This window comes from Candidatus Saccharibacteria bacterium oral taxon 488 (genome assembly GCA_010202115.1).
GTDB lineage: Bacteria > Patescibacteriota > Saccharimonadia > Saccharimonadales > Saccharimonadaceae > Nanosynbacter.
Genome location: CP047917.1, coordinates 600,414 through 614,404, shown reverse-complemented (window position 1 = coordinate 614,404; position 13,991 = coordinate 600,414). Strand labels below are relative to the sequence as shown.

The window sequence follows — 13,991 nt, the reverse complement described above, 5'->3', positions numbered from 1 at the left end:
ATAATCAAAAGGATGAGTAACACAATTTTTAAACGTACCAAGATCCTAGCGACTGTCGGTCCGGCAACGATGAGCCAGGATAAAATTAGTCAACTTATGCAGGCCGGTGTCAATGGCTTTCGTCTGAACTTTAGCCACGGTAGTTATGATGAGCGGCGTGAGCAAATCGGCTGGATTCGCACGGCCAGTCACGAGCAGGGTAAACCAGTTGCCATTCTCCAAGACCTTCAAGGTCCAAAAATCCGCCTCGGCGTTCTCAAAGACAACATGCTGACGGTGCGGGCTGGTGATGTGCTGACGCTTGATTCGTCGATTACAGAACATGATGGAAGCTTTAATCTGCCTGTCCAGTATAACCTCGCTGAGAAAATGAAAGTTGGCGAGCCGCTGTATATGTTTGATGGCAAGATCAAGTCGATCGTTCGTGAAATTGCTGGTCCAACAGCCATCAGGGTGGAGGTGCAGAATGACGGATTTTTGATGAGCCGCAAGGGGTTGAACCTACCAGACACTGATTTTGGTGGTGATATTTTAACACCAAAAGATATCGCCGATATCGAGTGGGCGGCCAATCAAGATTTTGATTATGTGGCGCTGAGTTTCGTGCAGACAGAGGATGACATTATCGATTTACGCTCGCGGTTGACAGCGCTGGGGTCAGATGCGTATATCATTGCTAAGATCGAGACGAAATCAGCGATTTCCGATGAGCATCTGGAGGAGATCGTCAAGGCGAGTGACGGTATCATGGTGGCGCGTGGCGACTTGGCGGTTGAAGCCGGGGCGGAGATCGTGCCAGTTATTCAGCGGCGTATTATCGCTCTCTGTCGCAAGTATTCTAAGCTCAGCATCGTCGCCACGCAGATGATGGGCAGCATGGTTGACAATCCTGAGCCATCTCGCGCTGAGGTGAGTGATGTTGCCAATGCGGTCATCCAGGGTGCCGACACGGTGATGTTGTCTGATGAAACGGCTAACGGTAAATATCCGATCGAGACAGTGCAGGCGATGCGCCGGACGATTATGTACACTCAGGAGCACAGTGATGTCATGGCAGTTGAGTCGGGTGAAAAGCGTCGCAAACATGATGCGCTGCTCAGCTACACGGCGGCGCGGCTCGCCACAGAGCTTAAGGCGCGGGCAATTATTGCCGAGACTAGTACGGGTGTAACTGCGGTGAATGTCGGCGCCTTTCGGCCGAATATGCCGATTATTAGCGTCACCGATAGCCAAAAAACCGCTCAAAAATTAGCACTCAGTTACGCCACGCGCTCATACGTTCGCCCAAGTGGTCTGGGTTCGGCGAATAAATTAGCAGAGGAATTGAAGGCCGAAGGTTACTTTGGCGAGGATCCAGTGACGTTGGTATTGGTCAGCGGCCATCAACCGGGCCGGCCGGGCAAGACTGACAATATCCAGATCCGGACAATGGAGTAGGACAAAAAGAGGGTGGGCACATTTTTCAAGCAAACAATTCATGACGTTAATCTCCGCGGGCTGACCGTCCTGGTGCGGGTTGATTATAATGTGCCCCTAACCGCGACCGGTGGGATCGCCAGTGACTTACGCATTCGCGCTAGTTTATCGACTCTGCGCTACCTACTAGAGCAACGCTGCAAGATTGTCCTGATGAGTCACCTCGGACGACCAAAGGGGGCTGATCCGGCATATAGTCTGCGTCCAGTGGCGCGTCGACTGGCTGAGCTGCTTGGGCGGCCAGTGCGGTTTATTGATGGTTGTGTTGGGGATAAGCTTCGTCAAGCAGTGCGGCATATGGCGGCTGGTGATATACTGATGCTCGAAAATCTGCGGTTTTATAACGAGGAGTCGCGCGATGATATGGTGTTTGCCAGGGCAATTGCCAGGGCGGTGCGACCAGATTACTTTGTGCAGGATGGCTTTGCGGTGGTGCATCGAGCTCATGCCAGTACGCACGCGATTACACTATACGTGCCGGGGCTAGCCGGTGACCTATTGGTGCACGAATATACTGCGCTAACCGCAGCGATGTCGCGTCCAGCGCGGCCACTAGTGGCGATTATTGGCGGTGTGAAAATTGCTGATAAGATTGCGCTGATTGAGCGGCTGATTGATAAAGCTGACACAATTTTGATTGGTGGGGCGATGGCCAATACCTTCCTCGCCTACCGCGGCCACAGGATGGGTCACAGTACGATTGAGCCGGATCAGGAGCAAGTGCTCGCGGCCATCTACCACCGTGCTGCCGGGAAGGTTGGTGATAAACAGGTCGATCAGTTCTTGCGGCTACCTAGCGACGTAGCGGTGGCGTTGTCACCAGAAGCATCAGGCGATCGCCATGAAGTGTTGGTTAATGAGATCGGCGACGATGAGATGGCGCTAGATATTGGCACTGAGACGATGGCGCAATTTGCCTCGGTGATTGCCTCGGCCAAAACAGTCATCTGGAATGGGCCGCTGGGGTATTCGACTAATCGGTTGTTTGCTCGGGGGTCGGCCCGGATTGCCGAAGCCATCGTACAAAATCATGGCGTTACCTCAATTATTGGCGGTGGCGATACGGCGGAATTTGTCCTTGGGTGGGATGGACATGACGGCAGGCAATTTTCGCATATTTCTACTGGTGGCGGAGCGAGCCTCGAGCTGATGAGCGGCAAAAAATTACCAGGTGTGGAAAGTTTACTAGACGCACACGGACTAAAATGATACACTAAACATAAGCATTATGACGCGAAAAACACTCATCATCGGTAACTGGAAGATGAACCTCACTATGCATGAGGCCAGTTTGTATTTACATAAGCTCATGGAGCAGCTGCCGGTGCGTCGTGACGTCGAGGTGGTGGTGGCGCCAACAATGTTGACCTTGCAGAGTTTGAGCTTGCAAATCAAGCGTCGGATCGTCAAGCTCGCCGCCCAGAATTGTTACTGGCGCGACCACGGTCCATACACCGGCGAGGTGCCGGCGTCGCATCTACATGGTATGGTTGACTATGTCATCATTGGTCACTCCGAGCGGCGACATATATTTATGGAGAGCGACAAGGATATTCGTTTCAAGGTACAGGCAGCACTGCGTAATCGACTTCAGCCGATTCTCTGCATTGGTGAAACGGCACACGAGCGGACGCTAGGCGAAACGCGCGAGGTGCTCCAGGATCAGATTGTAAATGGCCTGGCAAATATCACAGCCGAGGAGATAGACCATGTGGTGATCGCCTACGAGCCAGTATGGGCAATCGGTAGCGGCGAGTATGCGCAGCCGAGTGACCTTGCCAAGGTGCTCAAGGTGATTCGCCAGCAAATCACGCATTTATTTGGCAAGGAAGCAGCCGAGGCGGTACGCGTGGTGTATGGCGGCAGTGTCTCGGTTGATAATGCTAGTGATTATCTCGCAGTGGCGGGACTTGATGGACTGCTGATCGGTGGAGCGAGTCTGGACGCATATCAATTTACGGAGATAGTAAAGAAGGCGCATAAAGAATAGGGGGGCTTATGTCAGACATTGATTTTGACGAACTTGATCGGGCGGTGACGTCACTGATGCAGAAACGGGCAGAGAAAGAAGCGGCTCAGCAGGCGGCCGGTGTTGATACGGACGTGGCGACGTCGACGGCACCCGCGGCTAGTACTGCTGAAAATACGGTGAAGGCGTCGTCGCCTGAATCTGTTCAATCTAGCACCCCCGCTTCTCAGCCTGAACCAGCGACACCTCCGGTCGCGCCGCTAAGCCCTCAACCCAAGCCAGTTGCGCCGCAACCTGCGGTGTCATTATCAACGCCACCGAGCGCGCCAGTGGCTACCGCACCGCAGCCGATTGAGAAGTCTGAACCAACATCAACGCCGCCGTCGCCACTTACGTCACCGTCTTCGTCGGTAGCACCAGCAGCCCCTGCTCCGTCAGCCCCACCGTCGCCTGCCACCACGCCATCAACGCCGATTCCGCCATTGACCATCAAGCCGCTAACGCCTCCGTTGCCGACCACTGCACCGACAGCGACGCCAGCACCGCTGTCGACGCCCGTGTCTGCGCCTGCATCTCCAACTTCAGCCATGGCAACCGTACCCGCATCCGAGTCAACAAGTACCGATACGAGCAAGCCACCAGCCCCGGCCAAGACAACACAATCATCAGCCTCATCAAACACTCCAAGTGCGCCGCCAGCGGCTGCAGCAACACCGGCGCCGACTGCTGTCCCGATTTCTGTTACAAAGCCAGCGCCAAAGCCTGTCTCGAAGCTGACGCTCGAGCCGATACCGTCGTTCAAGACAACCTCGTCGCCTGTCCCGCCGTCGCCTACTTCGATACCAGAACCGCCGACCCGGTCAACAACCCCGGAGTCTAGTGATGACGAGCCACACAGTGAGTCACAGGGCGAGCCGCCGACCTCACTACAAGAATCATCCACCAGGGAGACGGCTTCACCGTCGACGGAAGCCAATGGATTTCCGCACGCCGCCTCAGAGACTAAACCAGCCGTGGTATTTCCAGATATCAAAACACCAGCTAAAAAGGCGGATGACCAGGCTGCCTCAGACGCACCGCAGGATAAAGTGACCGATACGTCAGCAGCGAAACCAACTGATGATTCTTCAGATACAAAACATGATGACGAGCCGGCCGTTGCTCCATCACCAGCTATTTCGCGTCGACCGTCTGGTCGCTTTATGGACGTTGTGCATCCGTCGTCTGTCATGCGTGGACACGGTATTCATCAGCCGCGCACTGGCGTGACGCTGCAGCCGACTGGCTCGTATCTCTCCGGTCGGACTGGTAATGACGGCCAGCGGGGCGTTAACATGACTGAACATGCTGAGGACGCGTCAAGTGACATGATGGCGGATGATAACACTGCTCGCTCATCGGCAGCTGATCGCGAGATTAAGCGTCGACCACCACGCCTCGTTCTGCAGCCCGATCCATCGCATGTGGCCGAAGGTCTGACGTCAGACAATGTGTCGCTCAATACCAAGGACGTACCTGATTATGAATCGATGGCCAGTGAGGCTGAGGCCAGTACTGACAGTGCCTTTATCGAGGAAGGCTTACTGGCAGAGGACGCTCCGGCTAAGGCAGCTGATAGTGAAGGGCTAACCATGGATGAGCTGATGGCTGATGATGATCATCTGGTGACGGATGCGGAAGCCGGAGACGAAGTAGCAGAACACTATGATGAGGTGGCTGATACTGACATCACCGCTGATCGTACGAGCCTCGAAGCAACTATTGATGAAATTGAGGCCGGCGAGGTCGGGGAGCAGCTCGACGCAGATGCTTCCTCGGTAGACGTTTCGTCCAAGCAGTCCGTCGCTGATACATCAGAACTAGACAGTGAACTCATGGCGATCGAGTCGATGGACGAGAGTGACGCTGAGATAGCTGATGATGAGACGCCACGTCGACCGCACACTCCGGGCGATATTCCTCAGCAATACACCGCTGGTGACGAGATCGCACCAGATCCAGAGCCGATGTTTGATGCGGCAGCCAGCCAGCCAGCCACCGGGGAGGCGCTCCAGCCTGATAAGAAAAAATCCGGCATCGGGACGATTCTATTGATCATTCTTTTTGCCCTTATCGGCGTTGGCGGCGGTGCAGCGGCGTACTTTTTCCTGCTATACTATAAGTAATGGACATCCTATCTGAACTCAACCCCGAACAGCGGCGAGCCGTCCAGCATGATGGCGGGCCGCTGCTTATTTTAGCGGGAGCGGGGAGTGGTAAGACAAAAACCTTAACGCATCGCATCGCCTATCTGATTAGCCAGCGAGGGATTTTTCCCAGCCGCATCTTAGCGGTGACCTTCACCAACAAGGCTGCTCGAGAGATGCGTCAGCGCTTGGCTGATATGCTGGGCGAAGACGCCTCGGATCGACGCTTCATGCCGTGGATGGGGACATTTCATAGTATGTGTGTGCGGCTACTGAGGATAGACGGAATGTCAATTGGCCTCGGTCGTAATTTTATTATTTATGATGAAGATGATCGGCTGGGTCTCATCAAACAGTTGATGAAATCGCGCGGGCTGACTGATCGCGATATCAAGCCGCGCCGCATCGCTGCGGCTATTTCTGCGGCAAAAAATGACATGCTTTCCCCCGATGAGTATATGATGCAGGCGGTCGGCCCCGCTAAGCAGCAAATTGCCGAGTTATTTATCGCCTACGAGGCCGCTATGCACCGGGCCGGGGCGCTCGATTTTGATGATTTATTGCTTAAGGCGGTGGAGCTACTGCGCCATTCGCCTGACATTCGCCACAAATGGCAGCAGCAGTTTTGCCACATTCTCATCGACGAGTATCAGGATACTAATGCGGTGCAGTATGCGTTGATCAAGTTGCTGGTCGGTCCAGAGCGTAACCTCTGTGTGGTCGGCGACGATGCCCAGTCAATTTATAGTTTTCGCGGCGCAGATTATACCAATATTCTTCATTTTGAGCGTGACTTTCCGGGTGCGGCAGTGATTAAACTAGAACAAAATTACCGTTCAACGGGCGCGATTTTAACGGTGGCAAATAACTTAATCCAACACAACACCCAGCGCACCGACAAGAACCTGTGGACAGAAGCGGTTGGCGGGATGACACCGCAATTGTGGCAACTGTACAGCGAGGCTGAGGAGGCACAAGCAGTGGCTGACGAAATTCATCGCCAGGCCAGGATGGGCCGAGTCTATAGCGACATAGCAGTACTGTATCGCACCAATGCCCAGAGCTACGCCATAGAGCGCGCACTGCGTCAACGGCACATTCCCTACAAAATTGTGGGCGGTCTACGGTTTCTAGATCGAGCAGTCGTCAAGGATGTGCTGGCTTATCTCAGATTATTATATCAACCCAGTGACCGCGTTAGTTTCGCACGGATCGTCAATCTGCCAAAGCGTGGCATCGGCGCGGTGAGCGTGGCGAAATTTCTCGACTGGGCCGATCAATCGGGTCGGAATATTATTGAGGGGCTGGTGGCGGTTGACGAAGCTATAGGGTTGAGCGCCCGTGCTAAGCAGTCGCTCTGGGCATTTGGTCAATTGCTGCAAAAATTACAACAATTACTGAACGACGCACCGGCCGAGGTTATCGAACAAATTATTGAGCAGACTGGCTACGGCGAGGCGGTAAATGATGGCAGTGTGCAGGCCGAAGAGCGGCTGGAGAACCTCGGTGTTTTGGTAGCTGAGGCGCGCGCCTACGCTGATGTATCGACATTCCTTGAAGACATGGCACTGATGTCATCAAGCGATGGCCAAGCGGATCAGCAGGTCACCTTGATGACGCTACACGCTGCGAAGGGTCTGGAGTTTCCGGTGGTGTTTATGACTGGCTTGGAGGAGGGAATCTTGCCGCACGCACGGGTATTTGACAGCGGTAAAGCGGATGATGTTGAGGAGGAGCGCCGCCTCTGTTATGTAGGGATTACGCGGGCCCGAGAGGCGCTGTTTGTGACTTGTGCTAGTTCGCGGACGCAGTTCGGTCAGATCGGCTATAATCTACCGTCGCGATTTCTCGATGAGATGGGGCTGATGAACGGCGGTCTGGATGCACCTGCCGCGCCGCCAGCTGATGAAGTATTTTATGCTGATGATATAGGGATAGAGGTTGGTGAGCGGGTGCGAAGCCCACAATTTGGTGCGGGTGAGGTGGTGGATGTTGACGGGATGGCGGTGACGGTGCAATTTGCTGATGGTAATACGAAAAAGCTTAATGTAGAATTCGCCAGATTAGAGAAAATTTGATATAATACATAACAGTTTTGTGGTACTGCCCACGAGCGAGATTATGGAAAAGAGTTTATCTATTCGCTACCATTCAAAGAAGATTTTTCTATTGATCGGTTTGCTGGTGCTTGGAGTGACATTGATCCAGCTGGCGGATGCTGCACTAGCGCAGGGTACCGAGCGTCCATCACGGAGCGACGGCCAGCGTCTGATGAGTGTCTATGATAAGGGAGTCGAGAAAACAATTATCACTCGGGCAAAAACGGTGCGCGAGGCGTTGAAGGCGGCGCGGATTGACGTCGACGAGAGAAGAGATGTGGTAGAGCCAGCACTTAACGAGCAGTTGGTTGCTAGCTCATATAACGTTAATATCTTTCGGGCTCGGCCGGTAACGGTAGTCGATGGCCGGGCGCGTATTCGGATAACCACGGCCAAGCAAACCCCGGCGGCGATTGCCAAAGCGGCGGGGATTAAACTCTATAGCGAGGATCTTGTCGATATTCATGCCGCCGAAAACGTGGTCGCTAGCGGCACGAATGCAGTCTTGACCATCAAGCGGGCGACGCCGCTACAGCTCAATCTCTACGGGTCACTGGCTGAAGTACGCACCCACGCGAAAACCGTCGGCGCGCTACTCAAGGAAAAGCGTGTCCAGCTGGCCAGTAACGATACCGTATCAATGCCGCTCGAGGCGCCAATTACCAGTGGTATGCGGCTGGATGTTTGGCGTAACGGTAAGCAGACAATTACCACTGATGAAGATGTCGCTTTTCCGGTTGAGACGGTGCGGGATGCCAATCGCGAGATGGGTCACAAGGAGGTGAAAGAGGCGGGCGAAAAGGGCCGGCGGACGGTGACTTATGAGATTGATGTGCAAAATGGTAAAGAGCTGAGCCGTCGGGAACTCGCTAGTCAAATAACAAAACAGCCTAAAAAACAAATTGAAATTATCGGCACAAAGAATGCCGCTATGCCATATACTGGTGGCGGCAATAAAGATCAGTGGTTATCTTCGTCAAACGTCCCGCGTGATCAATGGGGCTATGCGGAGTGGCTGGTGCAGAAAGAAAGCGGCTGGAATCCAAATGCTCGCAGCCGGAGTGGCGCCTGTGGTCTCGCACAGGCGTTGCCGTGTAGTAAAGTGCCAGGAAATCCGCTTAACCCAGTCGATTCGCTGAATTGGATGCATGGCTACGTGATGAGACGATATGGCTCGTGGGAAAAAGCGGTGGCGCACAGCAAGGCCAGAGGGTGGTACTAGTAATTATTAGATAAATGTGGTATAATACGTCCGTTAATTAGGTACTAGAGCAGAATGATGAACTGGTGGAAATGGCACATAGAGAAAGGCTGGCGGCCGGTTATTCTGCTGGGCTGCTTCATGGCTTTCGTGGCTGGTGCGGTTGGCCTACTGCTATCTCAGCCTGTCCAAGCACAAGATAATCATGCCCAGTCGTCAGCGGAGCGGCTGGTAACGATTCGTGACCGCGGCCGCGAGCAGACGATCATGACCCGAGCACGCACCGTACGCCAGGCATTACAGTTGGCGCGGGTAACAGTTGATGAGCGGCGTGACGTTGTTAAGCCAGACATTGATATGGAGCTGACAGGAACAACATTTACGGTGACAATTTTTCGGGCTCGGCCGGTAACGGTCATTGATGGTTCGCGGCGTTCACATATTACCACAGCGGAGCAGACGCCGCAGCGAATCGCCAAAGCGGCGGGGATCACGCTGTATGTCGAGGATAGGGTTGAATTTATGACGAGCGATAATATGCTGCTGGATGGGACAAACGTGCTGATGAACATTACCCGTGCGCCACTGCGAACCGTGACCGAGGAGGTTGACATTGACTTCCCAGTGGAGCAGATCAAGGATGCGAATCAGCCGATTGGTTTCAAGGAAATTAAGCAGCTGGGCGAAAAGGGTATTCGTACCGTGACTTACCAGGCCCAGGCCGAGCGCGGTGTTGAGATCAGCCGTAAGGAAATAAGTAGCAGTATCAGCAAACAGCCTAAAAAGCAGATCGAAGTAGTCGGCACTAAGCCGAAAAATCCATTGACTAAAGGCAAGGGCGCGCAGATATTTACCGACTCCAAGGGTGTGGCGCACCGCGAAACCTATTATGATTTACCGATGAATATTGTTGCTAACGCCTGCGGCGGCGGTGGCTACACGGTGCGGGCGGATGGTGCCAAGGTGGATAAAGATGGTTATATTTTGGTGGCGGCAAATTACGGTAATTATCCGCGCTGCTCAGTAGTAGAAACCAGCATGGGTCCTGGCAAGGTGTATGATACCGGCGGTTTTGCGGCTCGGCATCCGCATGGGTTTGACCTAGCGACTGACTGGACGAATGGAGATGGCCGTTAGATGGCGTCTGCGCATGGGCCGAAAAAAGAATTAGGCCAGCATTGGCTGCGCGACCCAGAAATCTTGGTGGAGATTGCTGAGGCGGCGGAGCTGAGTAAAGATGATGTAGTTTTGGAAATTGGGCCAGGACTTGGTACCTTGACCAGTCGGTTATTGGCGCGAGCTCAGCACGTGGTGGCGGTAGAATTTGACGTAGATTTGGCACGTAAGTTACCGGGGCAGTTTCCTGGTAAAAACCTGGACGTGATTAACGAAGATATTTTGCAATTTGATTTGAATCAGTTGCCGGCTGGCTACAAAGTGGTCGCCAACGTACCGTACTACATCACTAGCAAAATTGTTGAGAAGCTGATGACGGCGAAGAATAAACCAAGTTTGGCGGTACTGTTGGTACAGAAAGAAGTCGCCCAGCGCATCGCGGCGGAGCCTGGTGAGATGAGTATTTTGGCAGTGAGTGCCCAGATTTTTGCCGAGGCAGAACTCGACATTGAAGTGCCGCGGCAATTTTTCACGCCGCCGCCAAAAGTTGATTCACAGGTGGTGATATTGAGAACCCGCACCGAACCACTAGTCGATTCTGAAGACCAAAAAGATTTTTTCCGCATCGTCAAAGCCGGTTTTTCGGCCAAGCGTAAGAAGCTACGTTCCAGTCTGAGCGGTGGGCTGGGTGTTAGTAAAGACACCGCCGAACAGTTGCTGAAAACGGCTAGTATTTCACCTGGTGTCCGTGCCGAAGATTTGGCGATTGACGATTGGCGGCGGCTACTGAGTGAGTGGCGGACGCAATGATTACAGCAGATCAGCCGACGTGTTTTCCCTCTAATCTGCTCATTGCGGTTTCATCGAAAGACGACGGCACCATGCTCAACCGTATTCGCGGTCGCCACGTAGCTGAGGTGCTGGAAAATCGGCGGCGGTTTTGCGATCATATTGGTGTTAAGTATGACGACGTTGTCTATCACGTGATTTCATACGACCAAGGACAAACGTTTGATAATATCGCCGAAGTTACTGAAACTGACACAGTTAAGTGCAACAACGAGGGGATTTTTGCTGACGCGCTATATACCGAAATGGCTGGTGTAGGATTGTTCCTGCCAGTGGCGGACTGTATCGCCACCGTCATCTATGATCCAAAACGCCGGGCGCTTATGCTGGCGCATTTGGGTAGGCATTCAACGGTCGCACAGTTGATGACAAGGGCAGTCCAGTATTTTGCCGAGCGTGGTAGTCAGGCAAAAGATTTGCAAATTTGGATGTCGCCAAGTATCACCCAGAAAAATTACCGTATGGATTATTTTAATCATACAAATGATACGAATTGGCAAAATTTCTGCCGTCAAACGGCTGACGGAATTTATCTGGACATGCAAGGATTCAATCGTTCGTTGGCCGTCCAGGCAGGCGTTCCGGCTAATAATATTGTCATTTCGCCAATTGATACAGCGGACAATCCAAATTATTTTTCGCACTCATCGGGTGATACGGCGGGGCGAATTGCAGTAGTAGCAATGATGCGCGGGTGAGCCCTCGGCGAACGCATATCGGTGAAAATTGTTCCAGATAATGATACAATGAGTATCATGACTAAACAACACGCCTACATTACTACTGCTATTCCTTATGTCAACGGTTTGCCGCACATTGGGCACGCCATGGACTATATGTTGGCAGATGTCTGGACGCGGTATCAGCGGCAAAACGGTCGCGAGGTGCGTTTTCAGACGGGTGTGGATGAGCATGGCAATAAGATTGCTGCCAAGGCTGCCAGCCAAAACCAGACGCCGCAAGCTTACGTCGATCAAATGCACGGCAATTTCCAGAACATGATCGCTGAGTTGAATATTTCGGCGACCGATTTTATCCGCACAACTGACCCGCATCACGTTAGCGCAGTGCAGTATATTTGGCAGAAGCTGGCTGCGGCTGGCTATATCTATAAAGGCACTTATGAGGGCTGGTACTGCCAAGGTTGTGAGGCATTCGTCACTGACAAGGAGGCGGCTGAAAATAATGGCATTTGTCCTGACCACCAGGCGCCATATCAACGGCTGCGTGAGGAAAATTATTATTTCAAAACCAGTGCCTTTTCAGATCATATTCGCCAGGCGATTGAATCAAACAAGATGAAAATTGTGCCTGAATTCCGTAAAAAAGAGTTTTTGGAGCTGATAAAAGATGGACTGAAAGATGTGTCGGTTTCGCGTCCGCGCAAGAACCTCAGCTGGGGTGTGCCAGTACCAGGCGATGACACGCAGGTGATGTATGTCTGGCTGGATGCGCTGAGCAATTATATTACGGTTATTGGTTATCCTGATCGAGCTGAGGAATGGCAGGCGTTTTGGCCGGCAGATGTACAGGTGATCGGCAAGGATATCCTTCGTTTTCATGCCGGGATTTGGCCGGCGATGTTGATGGCGCTGGACTTGCCACTGCCAAAGGTGCTGTTGGTACACGGATTTATCAACGTTGGCGGCACTAAAATGAGCAAGAGTCTCGGTAATGGCATTGGTCCAGCTGACATCATCCCGCACTACGGCGTTGAGGCCTTTCGCTATTATTTCCTGCGTCATGTGCCGACGCAAGATGACGGTGACTTTACCTGGGAGAAATTTGAAGCGGCCTACAACGGCGAGCTGGGCAATGACCTCGGTAATTTGGTGCAGCGGGTGGCAAAGATGGTGCAGAGTTATCAAGCCGGCGTTATTGGCGATGCGCCGCAGTCTGAACACGATATGGGGCCGTACCGTGCCGATATGGAGTCTTTGAACTTTAATCTAGCAATTGATGAAATTTGGCAGATTATCCGTTCATTGAATCAATATATTGAGCGCGTGCAACCATGGCAAGTTGCCAAAAAGCGCGCCAAGGATCCAGAGGCGGAAGCACATTTGGGCGAGATTTTGGCGCATGCTTGCGGAACATTACTGCAGGTCTCTGATATGCTTCGTCCATTTATGCCGCAAACCGCTGAGAAAATTCACGACATGTTTGCCAGTGGTGTCGTGCCGTCAGAGCTGACACCATTATTCCCGCGCAAATATCTACATACGCCCGATCCGCGCGCGCCAAAAGTAAAAAACCAGGGCAAATAATAATGATTCTGATGGCGGAGAATAGTATAGCGGCAGACTTACGCTTGATTGATTCGCACTGTCATTTGCATGATACCGAGTTTTTCGCGGACAATCGCGAGGAACTATATCAGCAAACAATCGCGGCGGGTATCGGCATGATTTGTGTTGGTACTGACGAGCGCAGCAGCCGACAAGCAGTAGAGTTTGCCGCGAGTCGCGACTATACTTGGGCGGCAGTTGGCGTTCATCCGCACGACAGCAAAGATGGCTGGAATGAGGTGGAGCGACTACTGAAAGCCAGAGCAGAGGATTCACCAATTGTAGCGATTGGCGAGATTGGACTTGATTATTATTACAATCACAGCCCGCGCGACGTGCAAATTCAGGCACTGGAGGCGCAGCTGCAGTTGGCTGTGGATTATAGCCTGCCGGTTAGTTTTCATGTTCGTGATGGCGCACCTGACCAGCCGTCAGCGTGGGATGATTTTTGGCCAATTTTTGATAATTTTCATGGGCTGCGCGGCGTACTACATAGTTTTACCGATACATGCGCCAATTTAGAGAAGGGATTTGCCCGCGGACTCTACGTTGGTTTGAATGGCATCAGCACGTTCACTAAAGACCAAACGCAGCGAGAATTGTTCGCCTCCATCCCGCTGGAGCGATTACTATTAGAAACCGATGCGCCGTTCTTGACACCAAAGCCATTTCGTGGTAAGCTGAATAAGCCAGAATATGTGGAGTTGGTGGCACAGTATTGGGCAGCGGAGCGCAAGCTAGTGCTTCACGACCTCGAAAAAGTAGCGACCGATAACACGGTAACACTTTTTGGCTTGTAACAGTGGA

Annotated in this window: 12 protein-coding genes; 11 read left to right on the top strand and 1 reads right to left on the bottom strand. The window is 52.7% G+C overall.

Annotation, left to right across the window (positions count from 1 at the left end; genetic code table 11):
* Window positions 1-12 precede the first annotated feature (12 nt).
* The 3 genes from pyk to GWK74_03315 are packed head-to-tail and all read left to right on the top strand — an operon-like array spanning window position 13 to window position 3,466.
* Window positions 13-1,437, top strand: a complete 1,425-nt coding sequence (pyk, locus tag GWK74_03325; protein QHU90531.1) for a pyruvate kinase — start codon at window positions 13-15, stop codon at window positions 1,435-1,437.
* Window positions 1,438-1,449: 12 nt separating this feature from the next.
* Entirely contained in the window at window positions 1,450-2,685 is a 1,236-nt protein-coding gene (pgk, locus tag GWK74_03320; protein QHU90530.1) for a phosphoglycerate kinase, read from the top strand.
* A 16-nt stretch (window positions 2,686-2,701) separates the two neighbouring features.
* On the top strand, window positions 2,702-3,466 hold the full coding sequence (locus tag GWK74_03315; protein ID QHU90853.1) for a triose-phosphate isomerase: 765 nt from the start codon (window positions 2,702-2,704) through the stop codon (window positions 3,464-3,466).
* Window positions 3,467-3,713: 247 nt separating this feature from the next.
* On the opposite strand, the gene GWK74_03310 is transcribed toward GWK74_03315, so the two are convergent.
* Window positions 3,714-4,421: a hypothetical protein gene (locus GWK74_03310; GenBank protein ID QHU90529.1), complete on the bottom strand. Its 708-nt coding sequence runs from the start codon at window positions 4,419-4,421 to the stop codon at window positions 3,714-3,716.
* Window positions 4,422-4,458: 37 nt separating this feature from the next.
* Here GWK74_03310 and GWK74_03305 point away from each other — a divergent pair, with 37 nt between their 5' ends.
* From GWK74_03305 to GWK74_03270, 8 genes are read left to right on the top strand one after another with little or no spacing between them, the layout of a single operon-like run.
* Entirely contained in the window at window positions 4,459-5,610 is a 1,152-nt protein-coding gene (locus GWK74_03305) for a hypothetical protein (protein QHU90528.1), read from the top strand.
* A gap of 5 nt (window positions 5,611-5,615) precedes the next feature.
* Window positions 5,616-7,709: a UvrD-helicase domain-containing protein gene (locus tag GWK74_03300; protein QHU90852.1), complete on the top strand. Its 2,094-nt coding sequence runs from the start codon at window positions 5,616-5,618 to the stop codon at window positions 7,707-7,709.
* 19 nt (window positions 7,710-7,728) lie between these two features.
* Entirely contained in the window at window positions 7,729-8,952 is a 1,224-nt protein-coding gene (locus tag GWK74_03295; GenBank protein QHU90527.1) for a DUF348 domain-containing protein, read from the top strand.
* Window positions 8,953-9,009: 57 nt separating this feature from the next.
* On the top strand, window positions 9,010-10,068 hold the full coding sequence (locus GWK74_03290) for a DUF348 domain-containing protein (GenBank protein QHU90526.1): 1,059 nt from the start codon (window positions 9,010-9,012) through the stop codon (window positions 10,066-10,068).
* On the top strand, window positions 10,069-10,857 hold the full coding sequence (gene rsmA / locus GWK74_03285) for a ribosomal RNA small subunit methyltransferase A (GenBank protein ID QHU90525.1): 789 nt from the start codon (window positions 10,069-10,071) through the stop codon (window positions 10,855-10,857).
* The gene (locus tag GWK74_03280) at window positions 10,854-11,594 is read left to right on the top strand and encodes a hypothetical protein (GenBank protein ID QHU90524.1); all 741 of its coding nucleotides are present in this window, start codon (window positions 10,854-10,856) and stop codon (window positions 11,592-11,594) included. The genes rsmA and GWK74_03280 overlap by 4 nt, the downstream gene beginning before the upstream one ends.
* Before the next feature lie 57 nt (window positions 11,595-11,651).
* The gene (locus GWK74_03275) at window positions 11,652-13,163 is read left to right on the top strand and encodes a methionine--tRNA ligase (GenBank protein ID QHU90523.1); all 1,512 of its coding nucleotides are present in this window, start codon (window positions 11,652-11,654) and stop codon (window positions 13,161-13,163) included.
* Window positions 13,164-13,174: 11 nt separating this feature from the next.
* Window positions 13,175-13,984, top strand: coding sequence for a preprotein translocase (locus tag GWK74_03270; GenBank protein ID QHU90522.1), 810 nt, complete (start codon window positions 13,175-13,177; stop codon window positions 13,982-13,984).
* Window positions 13,985-13,991: the final 7 nt, after the last annotated feature.